The sequence below is a fragment of the Pseudomonas sp. TWRC1-2 genome (genome assembly GCF_049896685.1).
Taxonomy (GTDB): domain Bacteria; phylum Pseudomonadota; class Gammaproteobacteria; order Pseudomonadales; family Pseudomonadaceae; genus Aquipseudomonas.
The window spans coordinates 42,800-58,059 of record NZ_JAFCUU010000008.1 but is presented as its reverse complement, the minus strand read 5'-3'; the positions used below and the strand labels follow the sequence as shown (position 1 = coordinate 58,059).

Sequence of the window (15,260 nt, the reverse complement as noted above, 5' to 3'; positions counted from 1 at the left end):
GGTTGAATCTTTCGCTCGCCAGGGCCTAAATGGTCACCATCCATTCCCGACGGCCCGCCTCCATGAAGTTGAGTATCTCCACCAAGCTGTTTATTGCGGTACTGGCCGGTGTGTTGCTGGTCATCCTGAGCATGGGCCTGGCGACCAGCTGGAGTTTCGGGCGGGGCTTTCTCGGGTACCTCAATGAGCAGGCGCTGGAGCGCATGGCGCCCGTGCTGCCGCGCCTGGCCAGCGCCTACGCGCGCGAGGGCAATTGGGAGTTCCTGCGCAACCAGCCGGACCGCTGGTTCGACATCATGCGGCCCGAACTTGGCGAGGATCCGGCGAAGAACGACCTGCGCACGCCTTTGGCCTCCGACCTGACAGGCGCGCTATTTCGCATCGCCTTGTTGGATAAACACAAAAAACGCGTGAACGGTTACCCGGATATTGGCGACGACGCGCTGTTGCGCCCGGTTGTCGTGGCCGACGAAACCGTGGGCTGGCTGGCCGTGACCCCGTTCCAGAGCGTGACCGAGGCCGGCGGCGAACGATTCCAGCAATACCAGTTACGCACCAGTTTGGTCATGGGCGCGTTTTCGCTGTTGCTGGCGATGCTGATTGCCTGGTGGATCGCCCGAACGTTGCTGGAACCGGTCAAACGGGTGGCCGCAGCGACCCACCGTCTGGCCAGCGGTGACTACAGCAGTCGGGTGGCGGTGGCCTCCAATGACGAAGTGGGCCAATTGGCCCGTGACTTCAACCAGCTCGCCTACACCCTGGAGCGCAATGAACAGATGCGTCGCGAGTTCATGGCCGACGTTTCGCACGAGCTGCGCACCCCGCTGTCGGTAATGCGTGGCGAGCTGGAGGCCATCGAGGATGGCGTACGCACCCTGAACCCAGGCTCGATGAAGTCGTTGCAAGGCGAGGTCAGCATGCTCAGCAAACTGGTGGATGACCTGTATGAGTTGTCCCTGGCGGATATCGGCGCACTGACCTACCGCAAGAGCGTGTGTTCATTGGATCACTTGTTGCAAGCCAGCGTGTCGATGTTCCAGGAGCGTTTGAATACCCGGTACCTGCGCGTCGAATTGGACTTGCCATCCCAACCACTGGAGCTGTTCGCCGACGCCAATCGCTTGCAGCAATTGTTTTCCAACCTGTTGGAGAACGCCGTGCGCTACACCGATCCGGGTGGGGTCATACACATCCGCGCTTCCCAGGATCGCGCCGAGGTGTGCCTCGAGCTGCTCGACTCCGGCCCTGGTGTTTCGGCCGAGCAACTGCCGCGCCTGTTCGAGCGCTTCTATCGTGGCGAATCGTCGCGCAACCGTAGCAGTGGCGGGGCCGGCCTGGGGCTGGCGATTTGTCACAGCATCGCCCTCGCCCACGGCGGCAGCCTTGACGCCGCGCACTCCCCGCTTGGGGGGCTTTGGCTGACCCTGCGTCTGCCAAGGAACATCTGACTCATGAACGACGAAAGCCCGATCCTGATTGTCGAAGACGAACCGAAGCTGGCCGCATTGATGCAGGATTATGTGGTTGCGGCAGGCTACCCGACCCTGTGCCTGGACAACGGCTTGCAGGTGGTGCCGACCGTGCGCGCCCACACACCGCGCCTGATCCTGCTCGACCTGATGCTGCCCGGCCGTGACGGTATGCAAGTTTGCCAGGACCTGCGGGTGTTCAGTGCCGTGCCCATCATCATGATCACCGCCCGCGTCGAAGAGGTGGACCGCCTGCTGGGGCTGGACCTGGGCGCCGACGACTACATCTGCAAGCCTTTCAGCCCGCGCGAAGTGGTTGCCCGGATCAAGGCCATCCTGCGCCGCGGTCCCCAACTGCTGAGCAGCGCCCCACCGCGCCTGCTGATCGACGAAACGCAGTACCGCGCCTCCCTCGACGGTATCGCGCTGGACCTCACCCCCCTTGAGCTGCGACTGCTCAGCACCTTTGCACGCTCCGCCGGGCGGGTGTTTTCCCGCGACCAACTGCTGGACAAGATCTACTCCGACCACCGCGTAGTCACCGACCGTACCGTGGACAGCCATATCCGCAACCTGCGACGCAAGCTGGAGCAGGCGTGCCCTGGAGAAACGCCCATCGAGTCATTGTATGGCGTGGGCTATCGGTTTCAGCTTACCGACGCCTGAGGTCCCGTCGAGGTGACGGCCTTGGCGTGAATGCGATGTCTGGGCAAGCCCCTCGGTGCATCCATTTCGGATCGCGCGCCGACGATTTAATCTTCGACATTTTCAACGCATAGGGCTTCGAGCAATACCGGCTCCAAGATGTCAAAGAAGCATCTGATTTCCCCGGCTATCGCCGTTTACCTGGGTATTTATCTTTCGCGTCTTATGGCTGTGCGCGCAGGCGAGGCCGGGCGCCGCAGGCCCTCAGATACTCAGGAGTTCGGCCAGCGGAAAACGCTGCGTGGTCTTCATTTCTCGCAGCGACAGGTTCGAGCGGATACTCAAAACGCCCGGGAGCTTTCGCAGCACCTTTTCGACGAATCTGCTGTAGCTGTCCAAATCCCTGGCGACGACTTGAAGTAAAAAATCCGCCTCGCCCGTTGTGTTGTGGCAACTGAGTACCTGAGGCGCCGAGGCGATGATTTTTTCAAACTTTTCCGTGGCCTCTTCACTGTGATCACTGCAGGAAATCTGAACAAAAGCCATCACCCCCAGGCCCAGCTTTCTGCGATTCAGGATGGCTTGATACCCCTCAATCACCCCGCACTCCTCAAGGCGCTTTTGTTTACGCCAACAGGATGCTTCGCTAAGGGAAAGTTGCTCCGCCAATTTGACATTCGACAGTCGCCCATCTCGCTGCAATCGCTCTGATATTGCAATGTCCACCTTATCCAAACGCTCGAGCATGGTTGATCCTTTCAATTGTGTGCCAGCTCACGGAGATTAATTTCATTCGGCGCAAACTATCAATCGCAATCTGAAAAGCAATTTCACCCCATTTGCACATAATGGATCACCGCTGATTCGAGCAGCCCCGCATAAGAAAGCCATCGAATACAGCGCCGTGTCTATCCAGGTAGAGGTTACTTTCATGAAAGCAGTTGTCTACGAAGCCTTTTCCAAACCGCCGCGCTTGATGGACGTCGAAGACCCGACGCCGGAGCGTCACGGTGTGGTGATACAGGTGAGGGGCACGGGGGTTTGCCGCAGCGACTGGCACGGCTGGAAGGGCCATGATCCGGACATCCAGTTGCCGCATGTTCCCGGGCATGAGCTTGCCGGCATCGTGGCCGAGGTTGGCCGCGACATTACCCGGTGGAAGGTCGGCGACCGTGTGACGGTGCCCTTCGTCGGCGGGTGTGGCGCGTGTCCCGAGTGCAACAGCGGTAACCAGCAGGTCTGCACTACGCAGTTTCAACCGGGCTTCACCCACTGGGGTTCGTTTGCTGAATACGTCGGTATCCATCAGGCCGACCTGAACGTCGTGGCACTCCCTGAGAGCATGGACTTTGCCACCGCTGCAAGCCTGGGTTGTCGCTTCGCCACTTCATTCCGCGCCGTCGTTGACCAAGGCAAAGTCAGCGCCGGACAGTGGGTTGCGGTGCACGGCTGCGGAGGCGTCGGCCTGTCCGCAGTGATGATCGCCAACGCCCTCGGCGCGAACGTCATCGCCATCGATATTTCCCAGGAAAAACTAGAGCTGGCGCGCTCGCTCGGTGCCGTTGCAACCGTGAACGCACAAGCCGTTGCGGACGTCACCGAAGCCGTGCTGGAAATCACCCAGGGTGGCGCCCACGTCTCACTGGATGCACTGGGCCATCCCACCACGTGCTTCAACTCCATCAACAACCTGCGCCGTCGAGGCAAACACGTCCAGGTAGGCCTGATGCTCGCCGACCACGCCACACCGGCGATCCCCATGAGCAAAGTCATCGCGCACGAGCTTGAGATCTACGGAAGCCACGGCATGCAAGCCCATCGTTATGACGCCATGGTCCAGATGATCACCAGCGGAAAACTCGCCCCGGAAAAACTCGTGGGTAAAACCATCAGCCTGGAGCAGTCCATCGACGCGCTGATGAACATGGATCGCTTCGAGACGGCCGGCGTAACGGTCGTGACCGAGTTCTAACTCAGGCAGGACGCAACAATACCCAGGCCACAATACCCATCAAGTATTGATCACCACCTCCTGGGTATTTGACCTCTCCCAACCAAAGCAACACCATTGAGTTCATCAGGACCCCATCGACACGCAGCTCAAGGAATGACCGCCTCCATGCACCCCATCTCTATTGAACGGGTCGAAGCTCACCTCGTCGAGCTGCCGACCCTCAGGCCACACCGGCTGGCGATGCATACCATCGAAACCCAAACTACCGTGATCCTGCGGATTCGCTGTAGCGACGGCATCGACGAGAACACCAGGGAGCGACGCTCAAACTGAGCAGCGCCGACGGGTTCGGCCTGGACGACCCAGCCCTGCATGCCGAAGTCGAGCAACGCCTGGGCGCTCATCCGGGACGAGCGTTCTTCGAGCCATTGACACCCATGGACCTGAGCCTGGACCTGGCCTACAGCTACATTCGCTGCAGCCAGTTTCCCTTCAGTGCCTTCGATCTCGCGCTGGAGCAGGCCCGGGACAGTGGCGTGTTTGCCAGCCGCTGCCTGGCCACCGGGCACCTGGCCATGCTCACCCATCCACACCTGCTGGCCCGGACGCTGCTTGAGCTGGGCGCCAGCGCTCGGGAAAACCTCGGACAACAGGCGCGCCAATGCTGACACCGGAGCCGCCCGTGACCCAGACCGGGGCCAGACGCTGGGTATGCCTGGTGATCCTGTTGGTGGATCGTTCCTGCCGCCCCTGGATTACTTCATCGTCAATATCGCCCTGCCCTTTATCAAGGCCGACCTGAAAGCCAGCGATGGCCTGATGCAGGCGTCGGTGTCGATCTACGCCGCAGCCTTTGCGCTGTTCCTGATCCTCGGCGGGCGTTTAGGGGACAGGTACGGGCCACGGCGGATTTTCATGCTTGGCATGCTTGGCTTTGCCGCCGCCTCGGTGGCTTGCGGCATCGCCGGCAGCGATCTGGGACTACGGCCTGGGGTTGTCGGCGACCATCCCGGTGCTTATCTCCACTCCCGGGCATCCGATGCAGAAAAGCATGGGCCTGATAGGCCTGGGCGAAACGATTTTTTCCTGGCCGATCTTGCTCACAGCTCTGGTGGTATTGGTGACGTTGCCTCTGCTCAATGCAGCCCTGCACCCCCGGCAGGGGGAACAGGTGACCGAGATCGACGCCAGCCAGTACATCGCCAAGGATGAAAGCGGCCAGAGCGTGGACGGGCTGTTCGCCGACAACACCGTGGCCACTCGGCTCAACAACAGTAGGCTGCTGAGCCTGGCGGTGGGCCTGTTGGGTCTGGGCTACGTCGCCGTGAGTTTTTTGCGCGGAGCCAACCTCGATCTGAACAAGGTCAACTTTCTGATCCTGTTCCTCGGCATCCTGCTGCTGCGCACCCCGGCCCAGTACATAGCCAAGCTCAATGAGGGCATCAAGACCATAACCGGGATCATTCTCCAGTACCCCTTCTACGCCGGGATCATGGCGATCATGGCCGGTTCGGGCCTGGTGGACAGTGTCTCCAGGGTCTTTGTCGACGTGGCCAACCAGCAGACCTTGCCCTTCTGGGGCTTGATCAGCTCGTTCCTGATCAACTTCTTCGCCCCTTCCGGCGGCGGTCACTGGGCGATTCAGGGCCCCTTCATGATCGAAGCTGCCCGTGCCCTGGACAGCTCACTGGCCCAGACCTCCATGGCGGTGATGCTGGGCAACGCCTGGAACGACCTGGTGCAGCCGTTCTGGATCCTCCCGGCCCTCGCCCTGTCCCGGCTGAAACTCAAGGATGTGATGGGCTACACCGTGATCTGTATGTTCTGGGTCGGTGCCATCTACATTTGCACCGTCCTGCTGTGGGGATACCTGGGCCACCCGTGAATCCCGAGTCATCATTTTCAGGAGTCTGCGTATGCCATTTGTAATCGAAACATGGGACAAGCCTGGCAGCCAGGCGGTCCGCAGCCGCCACCGGCCCAGCCACCTGGCGTACCTGGACCGCCACGCGGCGCTGTTGATCGCGTGTGGAGCCAAGTTGCATGACGATGCCAGCGACCTGGGCGGTGGGTTCTACATCGTCGAACTGGATACCCGCGAACAGGTACAGGCGTTTATCGAGGGCGACCCGTTCTACCAGGCAGGGCTGTTTCTCAACGTGCAGATCACCCGTTGGCGAAAAAGCTACGTGCTCGGTAAAAACCTGCTGACCGAGTGACCACGGCACCACCAGGTGCCCCTGGACAGTGCTTGGCCAGGCACGACAAATAGCGGGCCAAGCGCCGACGTATGCGTAAATCCCAGGCAAAAAAAAGCCACTCGTTAGAGTGGCTTTTTCTTTGTGTTTGGAGCGGGAAACGAGACTCGAACTCGCGACCCCGACCTTGGCAAGGTCGTGCTCTACCAACTGAGCTATTCCCGCGTCTTGGTGGTGTGCATTCTATAGAATCCAGAACCCCCGTCAACCCCTTGATTCAAAAAAGTTTTATTTCTTTTCAACGGTGGTGCGCAGATGTGGCCAGGCAGCACGCAAATACTGAAGCATGGACCACAACGTCAGGCCCGCGGCGATCAGCAGCAAGGCGTAGCCCGTGAGCACCCAGAAGGAGAAGTCCGACGGATTGGCCAGCAGGATCACCAATGCGAGCATTTGCGCAGCGGTTTTCCATTTGCCCATGTTGGACACCGCCACGTGGGCGCGCGCGCCGATTTCGGCCATCCATTCGCGCAGGGCCGAGACGACGATCTCGCGGCCGATGATCACGGCGGCCGGCAGCGTCAGCCACAGGTTGCCGTGCTCCTGCACCAACAGGACCAAGGCCACGGCCACCATCAGTTTGTCGGCCACCGGATCAAGGAATGCGCCAAAGGGCGTGCTCTGTTCCAGGCGACGCGCCAGGTAGCCGTCAAGCCAGTCGGTTGCGGCTGCAAACGCAAACACTGAACTAGAGGCGGCATAGCTCCATTCGTACGGCAAATAGAACAACAAAATGAAAATCGGAATGAGCAGGACGCGTAGAACGGTAATCAGATTAGGGATATTCATCGGCACAACTGGCTACGAGGTGAGAAGGCATTCTATTCGCTGTGCAGGTTTGCATAAATCAACTCAGCGAGCTTTTTACTGATACCGGGTGCTTTGGCTATTTCGTCAATGCTGGCACGGGACAGCTCCTGCAAGCCACCAAAATGTTTAAGCAGGTCGCGCCGGCGTGTCGGGCCAACGCCCGCCACCCCTTCCAGGGTTGAGGTTCGACGGGTTTTGCCGCGACGGGCACGGTGGCCAGTAATGGCAAAACGGTGGGCCTCGTCACGGATCTGTTGAATCAGGTGCAGCGCGGGTGAGTCGCCCTTCAAAGTGAACTCATGGGCGGCATCATTCAAGTACAACGTCTCGAAACCGGCCTTGCGCGTGGCGCCCTTGGCCACGCCGAGCAGGATCAGGTCGGGCACGGCCAGTTCGTTGAGCACGTCACGGGCCATGGACAACTGGCCCTTGCCGCCGTCCACCAGAAGGATATCCGGCAGTTTGCCCTCTCCGTCCTTCAACTTGCTGAAGCGTCGCGTCAGGGCCTGGTGCATCGCGGCGTAGTCATCGCCGGCGGTAACGCCTTCGATGTTGTAGCGCCGATAATCGGATTTGATCGGCCCTTCCGGCCCGAACACCACACAGGACGCCACGGTGGCTTCGCCGCTGGAGTGGCTGATGTCGTAGCACTCCAGCCGTTGCGGCGGCTCGTCCAGGTTAAGCACTTCAGCCAAGGCGTCGAAGCGTGCGGCCACATGTTGCCGATTGGCCAGACGCGCACTCAGGGCTTGCTCGGCGTTTGTGACCGCCAGTTGCTGCCAACGGGCACGGGTACCGCGCACGCGGTGGCTGATGTCCAGCTCACGGCCGCGCAGCTCGTGGATGGCCTCGATCAGTGTGGGGAAGTCTTCATGCACCACGTTGACGATCAACTCCGAGGGCAGATCGCGCTCCGGGCTGCTGACGTAGTACTGACCAAGGAAAGCGGCCATGACCTCAGCCACTTCCTCGTCGATCCCGGTTTGCGGGAAGAAGTTCTTGCTGCCCAGCACTCGCCCGCCACGCACGCTGATCAAATGCACACAGGCGCCGCCCGGGTTGACGAACGCGGCGATCACATCGACGTCGCCGTTGCCGCCCTCCATGCTTTGCTGGTCCTGAACACGGCGCAACAGAGAGATCTGGTCGCGCAATTCAGCGGCCCGCTCGAAATCCAGCGTGCTGGCAGCCTGCTCCATGGCGCCGGAGAGCTCATCGGTGAGCGCATTGCTGCGCCCTTCGAGGAACATCACCGAATGGCGCACATCCTCGGCGTACTCCGCCGGATCAACCAGGCCGACACAAGGCGCCTTGCAGCGCTTGATCTGGTACTGCAGGCAAGGCCGTGTGCGGTTCTTGTAGAAGCTGTCTTCGCACTGGCGCACAAAAAAGGTCTTTTGCAGCAGGCTCAGGCTTTCGCGGATTGCACCGGCGCTGGGGTACGGCCCGAAATACTTGCCCTTCTGCTTCTTCGCGCCGCGGTGAATGCTCAGCCGCGGGAAGTCGCCGTCGGATAAAAACACGTAGGGATAGGATTTATCGTCGCGCAGCAGAATGTTGTAGGGCGGCCGCCACTCCTTGATCAGCGTCTGCTCAAGCAGCAGCGCTTCGGTTTCATTGGCGGTGATGGTGGTTTCAACCTGGGCGATGCGCGCCACCAAGGCAGCGGTTTTCGTCGCCAGGCCGGTCTTGCGAAAGTAGCTCGCCAGACGGTTTTTCAGGTTCTTGGCTTTGCCCACATAAAGCAGGCGCGCCTCGCTGTCGAACATGCGGTACACGCCGGGGCGGCCACTGCAGGTTGAGAGAAAGGCACTTGGATCAAACGGTGTGGTCATGTCAGGCGCTGGCGTCCACCATGCCGTGGCGCACCGCGAGCAGGGTCAATTCAACATCACTGCTGATGGCGAGCTTCTCGAAAATGCGATAGCGGTAGGTGTTAACGGTTTTGGGCGACAGGCAGAGCTTGTCGGAAATCGTCTGCACTTTCTGGCAGCCGACGATCATCAAGGCGATCTGGATCTCCCGCTCCGACAGCGCATCAAACGGCGAGTCGCTGGTGGGCTGGAAAGATTTGATAGCCAACTGTTGGGCAATCTGCGGGCTGATATAACGCTGGCCGGCAAATACCAGGCGAATGGCTTGCACCATCTCCGCCAGGCCTGCGCCTTTGGTCAGGTAACCGGCCGCGCCTGCCTGTAGCAGACGTGTAGGAAAAGGGTCTTCCTCGCACACGGTCACCACCACGACTTTAATGTCCGGATGGCTGCGCAACAATTTGGTAGTGGCACCAAGACCGCCGATCCCAGGCATCTTGACGTCCATCAAAACCACATCGGGTTTCAACTCCCGGGCCTTGATCAGGGACTCCTCCCCTGACTCGGCCTGACCGACTACTTGCAGGCCATCGATGTCAGCCAGCATTCGTGTAATGCCTGTACGAACGAGATCATGGTCATCGACTACTAGCACCCTAATCAAGCAGACACCTCGCGATATGGTCTTATAGGTTGCTGAACACCTTAGCAAAAAACCATGGCGCAGACCTAGCTGCAAGCGTCATATATATAGAGTTTACGCACGCTATCGGTGCCCGACTTGCGCCGGACAGCCGATTTTACTGAGCAAAAGGTCAGCTTTGCGTGAGAGCCGACTTGTGTTTTCCGTTCTGCGACACGGAGTGTTCCGCCAGTGTGGAGGTCAGTCGGCGGATAGCGTCCTGATCTTCCTTGAGCATGACCCGGTAATTTTCCAGGATTTTTTCTTCCAACTGACTGAGGTTTTCCAGCTGCATAGGCGTCGGGCTTCCCGTCAGCACATATAAAACATCTACACCACGCTGAGCCACGCGTGACAGGTAGTCCGCCTTGGGTGCGCGGCCGCCGCTTTCGTATTTGCCTTGGGCATTTGCCTCGACGCCGCCGATTTCACCAAAAACTTTCTGCGACAGGCCAAGACGTTCTCTTTCCTGTCTTAAACGCGAACCGATTCCACTCATTTGGATGTATGATCCTGTCTGGCACACCCCAAGAGGTGACACACTCATCTCGTTTTAAACAAACTTGAACGGTTTTGAACTATGCCCGGTATTCGCACTGCTGCACAAGCCAAGGCCTGGCTGGAACATCAAGGGAAGTCAGTTCAAGCGTTTGCCCGTGAGCACGGCGTTGATCCGGCCACAACCTATCAAGTGCTCGCCGGGCGTAAAAAAGGACGGCGTGGGGAAGCCCACAAGGTGGCGGTCCTGTTGGGCATGAAAGAAGGGATTATCGTGGATGAGCCGGTAGCCCTGAACCGCGACCCGGAAATCGTTTCCTGACTGCAGTCTGCGCCTAGTGGCAAGACGTGCCTGTTTAGTCCGATGGACCTGCCCGACACTCGCGCTCCATGCGCCAGAAGCAACCCTCTTCCCCAACGATGCTCAACCCCAGGCGCTGATACAACCTGCGCGCCGGATTGGTTTTGAACACCGTCAAGCGTAAAAGACCCAGCCCCTGTGCGCGCGCCTTGAGCGCCATCTGCTCGAGAACCCAGCTGCCTGCGCCCTGCTTGCGGTAGTTTTCGGATAAGTGCAATTCGCGAATGTACAGAGCACTGTTGTCACGGCTCAGGCTGATAAACCCCAGCACTGCGTCGTCCTTGCAGATCATCCAGTTCTCGCGGCTGCCCCAGCCCACGTCAAAGCCATAGTCAGACCACACAAGACCGTATTGCAGGTAGTAACCCCCCATGGCTTGGTGGGTCAGCCTCCGCGCGAATGGCAAGTCATCGACAGTCGCGGCGCGCAGGTGAAACGTCATTTACAGCGCAACCACGTGGCCAGACCAGTGGCCGCCATCGCGGCGGGCAAGCACCAACGCGTCGCCAGTGCCCGGTGCGGCGGCCAGCACGTTGCCGTCCGCGGCCCAGACGGCGCTGCGCCCTGCGCAGGCCCAGCCGCCTGAAGGCCCGCCATGGTTGGCCATCAACACCAGCATGCGATGCTCGGCGGCATAACCCTGGAGCAGCGCGCTGTCCGCGGTGTAGCCACCCTCGCTGATCAACACGCCGGCGGCGTACACGTTGGCGCCGGCCTGCGCGGCCTCACGTGGATGGCTGGCGTGGGAAAAGTCTGCACAAACCGCCAGCGCAATACGGTCATTCGCCCATTCGAGGGCGGCACCGCCCTGCCCTGCGACAAACGCCACGTCTTCACCCGGATGCAAATGCTGCTTGGTGTACACCGCCAGCGACCCGTCCGCCGCCAACACCAGCGCGCCGATCAACACGCCCGCCTCGGGCGCCAAACGGATCGGCATCCCCACCACCGCCGTCAACTGCAGCGCCTGCGCCTTCTCACGCAGTGGCGCAAGCCGTGCATCCTCTGGCGCAATCGCCAGTTCAGCGGCCAGCGCCGGCTCATAGCCGGTCAGAGACAGCTCTGGAAACACCAGCAACTGCACACCGTGCTCCGCCGCCGCCTGCATGAACGCCAGGTGCCGCTGGATATTGGCCGGCACATCGCCTGCGATTGAAGTGGTCTGAGCGGCAGCAAGGGTCAAGGCAGTCATGGTCGCGTCCAAGCCATCAATATCTAAGTGTCAGCAGCATATCGATACTCACCCCATAGCCGTAAGTACCTCAGGCGATAGAAATTACTGATTGAATCCACCCGCGTGCCTCTAGTAAGCTCCCCGCATCATTTGGAGACACACCATGTTGCAACTCACCCACACTCAGGTTTGCCCTGCTGCCAGCGCCTCGCGCTCGGTGTCGGCTACCCGCGTGAACGGTTTGAGCGCACTGGTCAGCTTTTATTTTGGGTATTGGTTTAGCCACTGGCGCGCCTGATACCTGAAATCGGCGCCCACTACTCAAGGGGTCGCCTGCCAGAGAAATCTAACCCCCGGTCGGCTCCCCGACCGGGGGTTTTGTTTTTTCAGCCCTTACTCATTTTGCTTCACACCGAACACTAAAAGGACTCACGACATGAACTACGCCACCTATTACCGCTACGACACCTCCACTGCATGGCGATTTAGCAAGCTCCGTTCGGGACAGCCTGCCGCCTCCGATCGGTCACCTATTGGTGGCAAGCCAACACACGTAGCCAATACGGCCAATTGTCGAACACCCCAGTAGGGCAGAGCGCGCGGGAATCGCCCGCCGCTTGCCCAGGAAGCCTTGAATATGAACTCTGCTACCGCCGCCTTGCCTGTTGCCAACCTGTCCAGCGCCAATGAAGCCCTGACCCAGCGCCTGCCCAGCTCGCTTGAACTCAAGCACCAGTTGCCCCTCAGCCCGTTCCTCAACGAACAGATCTACGCCCATCGCCAAGCCGTGCGCGCCATCCTCAACGGTGAAGACGCCCGTTTGCTGGTGATTGTCGGCCCGTGCTCGATCCACGACCCCGAATCGGCCATGGAATACGCACGCAATCTGAAGAAACTCGCGCTTGAAGTCAGCGACCAGATGCTGCTGGTGATCCGCGCCTACGTGGAAAAACCGCGCACCACCATCGGCTGGAAAGGCCTGGCCTACGACCCGCACCTGGACGGCAGCGATGACATGGCCGCAGGCCTGACCCTGTCGCGCGAACTGATGCGTGAAATGCTGCGCCTGGGCCTGCCGGTCGCCACCGAGCTGCTGCAACCCATGGCCGCCGGCTACTTCGATGACCTGCTCAGCTGGGTCGCCATTGGCGCACGCACCACCGAATCGCAGATCCACCGCGAAATGGCCAGCGGCCTGGGCATGCCGGTAGGCTTCAAGAACGGCACCGACGGCGGCGTCGCGATTGCCTGTGACGCTATGCGCTCGGCGTCACACCCGCACCGCCACTTCGGCGTCGACAGCCAGGGCCATCCGGCAATCATCCAGACCCCAGGCAACCCCGACACGCACCTGGTGCTGCGCGGCGGCCACCGTGGGCCAAACTACGATGCGCAAAGTGTGGCCCAGGTAAAACACGATTTGGCCAAGTCCAAAGTCGCGGCGCGGATCATGGTCGATTGCAGCCACGCCAACAGCGGCAAAGACCCGTTGCGTCAGCCGGCAGTGTTCAACGACGTGCTGGAACAACGCCTGCAAGGCGACACCTCGCTGATCGGCATGATGCTCGAAAGCCATCTGTTCGAAGGTTGCCAGCCGTTGAGCGCGTCGATGAAATACGGCGTGTCGGTGACCGACGGTTGCCTGGGCTGGAGTGGCACCGAGCAGCTGTTGCGTGGTGCGGCTGAGCGGTTGCGGGAACACCACAAAGCTGACTGACGGATGGAGATCAAAATGTGGGAGCTGGCTTGCCTGCGAAGGCGGTGGATCAGTCAGAAAACCTGGCACTGATAGACCGCATTCGGGGGCAAGCCCCCTCCCACACTTGTACGGTGTTTGGGTCGGGAAAGTGGATACAACGCCTCATCAAACTGCGCCAGTTTCGCAAACACCAAGGGCTGCTCACTCGCCAGCCCTTGCAGTTTCTGCGCATACCCCAGCAGAAAATCCCGCCGCTGCAATCGATTGCTTCTTCACCCCCAGCCGTTGCTCCAGGGCATACACCAGATAGTCAGGGTTCTCGCGCGTGGAAAAATCCGCCGCCGACGCCACCGGGCTCCACTGCATGGCGTACAAGTCACTGAAATGATCGAGCCAGCCCGGGTCCATTTCCGGTTCCGATGAAAACAGCAGGCCGGTGTAGTCCTGGTAAGGCGGAGTAAAAATCGCGCTGCAGCTGCCCTGGTCAACCACCCTGCCCCGCTGCATCTCCACCACCTCATCGGCAATCGCGCGCACCGTGGCGACGTCGTGGGTGATGAACAGGCAAGCCAGCTCCCACACTGGATGTTCATTGGCTGGTCGATCCCTAGGCCTGCCACCACCGCTCGATCAGCCGCAGCCCATCCAATTCACCATACGGCGCGGTCAGCGGCCCGTGGCTGAGGCGGTTCGAACGCGCCGCCATCGTCCCGGCACAGGGCCTGCATTTCGTTGTACATCTCTTGGCGCAGCGGCGCGTTCATCTCGCCACGGGCCGCCGTGAGCCGTTGGTTAAAGCGCGCGTTGTCCCAGAGGGTTTCGTTCCAGGCCGCGCCTTTGGCGTAGCCGATGCTGAACATGCGGTCGGCGGTCAGGCTGCTGTACCAGAACGAGGTGGTGAACGGCTGCTTCATCCACACATTGGAGAAGTAGCCGTCGGCCGGCTCGCGCACCACGTCAATGTCGATACCGGCCTGGCGCGCCTGTTCCTTGAACAGTACCGAGGCGTCCAGCGCGCCGGTGTAAGCAGCGTCGCAAGCTTGCAGGCGCACCTTGAGCGACTCCACCCCGGCCTTGCGCAGGTAGAAGCGCGACTTGTCCGGGTCGTAGCGGCGCTGCTCCAGCGCGGCGTTGATAAAGCGGCTGCCCGGCTGGATCGGGTGGTCGTTGCCCACCAGGCCATAACCGTGCAGCACCGACGCCAGCAGGGTTTCGCGGTTGATCGCGTGCTTCATGGCCATGCGAATGTCGTTGTTCTTGAACTCGTTGCTGTCGCACAGCATCGGGAAGGTGTAGTGCTGGGCGCCCTTGGGTTCTTCAATCACCAAGCCTGGGTTGCGCTTGAGCAACGCCACGGTTTTCAGGTCGACTTTGTTGATCACATCGACTTGCCCGAACCCGGGCAAGGTAGAGACGCGAGTCATCTGGGTGATTACGCCGCCAACCTTTTGAGCCGCTTGCGCCGGTGGATGGCGTGGTTCGACCGCTGAGCGATCTCAAGGCCACTTGAATACCTCATCGACCGGCACGCGATAACCGGTGGCCAGGCGGTTGGTTTGATTGGCCATGCCGACCACCGCCTGCAACTCGCCGAACATCGCGTCAGTCATACCGGCCTTGCGCGCGGCAGCCGTGTGGGAGGCGATGCAATACGGGCAATTGTTGGTCACGCTGACGGCCACGTAGAGCAACTCCTTGGTCAGCGGATCCAGTGCGCCGGGGGCCATGATTTCCTTGAGGCTTTCCCAGGTGCGGCGCAGGGTCGGCGGGTGGGCGGCCAGGCATTTCCAGAAGTTATTCACCTGGTCAACCTTGCGCGTGTGCATGATGTCGTCATACACCGCGCGCACCTCGGGGCTGGCGTCGGCGTATTCGGTCAAGTGTTGGGTCATGGCA

The 15,260-nt window shown here is 60.5% G+C and carries 16 protein-coding genes, 1 tRNA gene and 5 pseudogenes; 10 read left to right on the top strand and 12 right to left on the bottom strand.

The features are described 5' to 3' along the window. Nucleotides 1-62: 62 nt before the first annotated feature. Both baeS and ACP7B3_RS22075 read left to right on the top strand, forming a co-directional pair. Complete coding sequence (gene baeS, locus ACP7B3_RS22080) at nt 63-1,448, top strand: sensor histidine kinase efflux regulator BaeS (protein WP_262206214.1); 1,386 nt, start codon at nt 63-65, stop codon at nt 1,446-1,448. Nucleotides 1,449-1,451: 3 nt separating this feature from the next. Next, nucleotides 1,452-2,135 (top strand): response regulator, encoded by a 684-nt coding sequence (locus ACP7B3_RS22075; RefSeq protein ID WP_426180775.1) that lies wholly within the window; start codon nt 1,452-1,454, stop codon nt 2,133-2,135. A 243-nt stretch (nt 2,136-2,378) separates the two neighbouring features. On the opposite strand, the gene ACP7B3_RS22070 is transcribed toward ACP7B3_RS22075, so the two are convergent. Further along, nucleotides 2,379-2,861 carry an Lrp/AsnC family transcriptional regulator gene (locus ACP7B3_RS22070; protein WP_242200169.1) on the bottom strand — a complete coding sequence of 161 codons (483 nt, stop codon included), beginning with the start codon at nt 2,859-2,861 and terminating at the stop codon, nt 2,379-2,381. A 184-nt stretch (nt 2,862-3,045) separates the two neighbouring features. Between ACP7B3_RS22070 and ACP7B3_RS22065 the strand changes: the two genes are divergently transcribed. The 6 genes and pseudogenes from ACP7B3_RS22065 (at nt 3,046) to ACP7B3_RS22040 (ending at nt 6,287) form a co-directional block, all read left to right on the top strand. Continuing rightward, nucleotides 3,046-4,086 carry a zinc-dependent alcohol dehydrogenase family protein gene (locus ACP7B3_RS22065; protein ID WP_426180773.1) on the top strand — a complete coding sequence of 347 codons (1,041 nt, stop codon included), beginning with the start codon at nt 3,046-3,048 and terminating at the stop codon, nt 4,084-4,086. 147 nt (nt 4,087-4,233) lie between these two features. Beyond that, a pseudogene (locus ACP7B3_RS22060) lies at nt 4,234-4,368 on the top strand (muconate cycloisomerase); the annotation flags it as partial. Nucleotides 4,369-4,505: 137 nt separating this feature from the next. Beyond that, the gene (locus ACP7B3_RS22055; RefSeq protein WP_426180771.1) at nt 4,506-4,736 is read left to right on the top strand and encodes a hypothetical protein; all 231 of its coding nucleotides are present in this window, start codon (nt 4,506-4,508) and stop codon (nt 4,734-4,736) included. Between the two features lie 43 nt (nt 4,737-4,779). Then, nucleotides 4,780-4,971 (top strand): annotated as a pseudogene (locus ACP7B3_RS22050) (MFS transporter); the annotation flags it as partial. Between the two features lie 109 nt (nt 4,972-5,080). Then, the gene (locus tag ACP7B3_RS22045) at nt 5,081-5,953 is read left to right on the top strand and encodes a TIGR00366 family protein (protein WP_426180769.1); all 873 of its coding nucleotides are present in this window, start codon (nt 5,081-5,083) and stop codon (nt 5,951-5,953) included. A gap of 31 nt (nt 5,954-5,984) precedes the next feature. Next, a complete protein-coding gene (locus tag ACP7B3_RS22040; protein ID WP_416363860.1) occupies nt 5,985-6,287 on the top strand; it encodes a YciI family protein in 303 nt (100 codons plus the stop codon). A gap of 128 nt (nt 6,288-6,415) precedes the next feature. On the opposite strand, the gene ACP7B3_RS22035 is transcribed toward ACP7B3_RS22040, so the two are convergent. From ACP7B3_RS22035 to ACP7B3_RS22015, 5 genes are all read right to left on the bottom strand, one after another. Next, nucleotides 6,416-6,491 (bottom strand) — tRNA-Gly (locus ACP7B3_RS22035). Nucleotides 6,492-6,554: 63 nt separating this feature from the next. Next, nucleotides 6,555-7,115 carry a CDP-diacylglycerol--glycerol-3-phosphate 3-phosphatidyltransferase gene (pgsA, locus tag ACP7B3_RS22030; protein WP_003232771.1) on the bottom strand — a complete coding sequence of 187 codons (561 nt, stop codon included), beginning with the start codon at nt 7,113-7,115 and terminating at the stop codon, nt 6,555-6,557. Nucleotides 7,116-7,147: 32 nt separating this feature from the next. Next, nucleotides 7,148-8,971, bottom strand: a complete 1,824-nt coding sequence (gene uvrC / locus ACP7B3_RS22025) for an excinuclease ABC subunit UvrC (RefSeq protein ID WP_145163457.1) — start codon at nt 8,969-8,971, stop codon at nt 7,148-7,150. A 1-nt stretch (nt 8,972) separates the two neighbouring features. Next, nucleotides 8,973-9,614 (bottom strand): response regulator transcription factor GacA, encoded by a 642-nt coding sequence (gene gacA, locus ACP7B3_RS22020; RefSeq protein WP_003190387.1) that lies wholly within the window; start codon nt 9,612-9,614, stop codon nt 8,973-8,975. Nucleotides 9,615-9,765: 151 nt separating this feature from the next. After that, nucleotides 9,766-10,131, bottom strand: coding sequence for a helix-turn-helix domain-containing protein (locus ACP7B3_RS22015; RefSeq protein ID WP_145163455.1), 366 nt, complete (start codon nt 10,129-10,131; stop codon nt 9,766-9,768). A gap of 81 nt (nt 10,132-10,212) precedes the next feature. On the opposite strand from ACP7B3_RS22015, the gene ACP7B3_RS22010 reads away from it, so the two are divergent. Next, complete coding sequence (locus ACP7B3_RS22010) at nt 10,213-10,452, top strand: DNA-binding protein (protein ID WP_106579986.1); 240 nt, start codon at nt 10,213-10,215, stop codon at nt 10,450-10,452. 34 nt (nt 10,453-10,486) lie between these two features. On the opposite strand, the gene ACP7B3_RS22005 is transcribed toward ACP7B3_RS22010, so the two are convergent. After that, nucleotides 10,487-10,933, bottom strand: coding sequence for a GNAT family N-acetyltransferase (locus tag ACP7B3_RS22005; protein ID WP_369302713.1), 447 nt, complete (start codon nt 10,931-10,933; stop codon nt 10,487-10,489). Further along, entirely contained in the window at nt 10,934-11,683 is a 750-nt protein-coding gene (locus ACP7B3_RS22000; protein WP_426180766.1) for a carbon-nitrogen hydrolase family protein, read from the bottom strand. 619 nt (nt 11,684-12,302) lie between these two features. On the opposite strand from ACP7B3_RS22000, the gene ACP7B3_RS21995 reads away from it, so the two are divergent. Then, nucleotides 12,303-13,382, top strand: coding sequence for a 3-deoxy-7-phosphoheptulonate synthase (locus ACP7B3_RS21995; RefSeq protein WP_369302715.1), 1,080 nt, complete (start codon nt 12,303-12,305; stop codon nt 13,380-13,382). A 234-nt stretch (nt 13,383-13,616) separates the two neighbouring features. Here the strand turns inward: ACP7B3_RS21995 and ACP7B3_RS21990 are convergent. The 4 genes and pseudogenes from ACP7B3_RS21990 to ACP7B3_RS21975 form a co-directional block, all read right to left on the bottom strand. Next, nucleotides 13,617-13,745: pseudogene (locus ACP7B3_RS21990) on the bottom strand (NAD(P)H-dependent oxidoreductase); the annotation flags it as partial. A gap of 3 nt (nt 13,746-13,748) precedes the next feature. After that, nucleotides 13,749-13,937, bottom strand: a pseudogene (locus tag ACP7B3_RS21985) (ABC transporter); the annotation flags it as partial. A 34-nt stretch (nt 13,938-13,971) separates the two neighbouring features. Next, a pseudogene (locus tag ACP7B3_RS21980) lies at nt 13,972-14,758 on the bottom strand (ABC transporter substrate-binding protein); the annotation flags it as partial. Between the two features lie 102 nt (nt 14,759-14,860). Then, the gene (locus tag ACP7B3_RS21975; RefSeq protein WP_426180764.1) at nt 14,861-15,256 is read right to left on the bottom strand and encodes a carboxymuconolactone decarboxylase family protein; all 396 of its coding nucleotides are present in this window, start codon (nt 15,254-15,256) and stop codon (nt 14,861-14,863) included. Between the last annotated feature and the right edge of the window lie 4 nt (nt 15,257-15,260).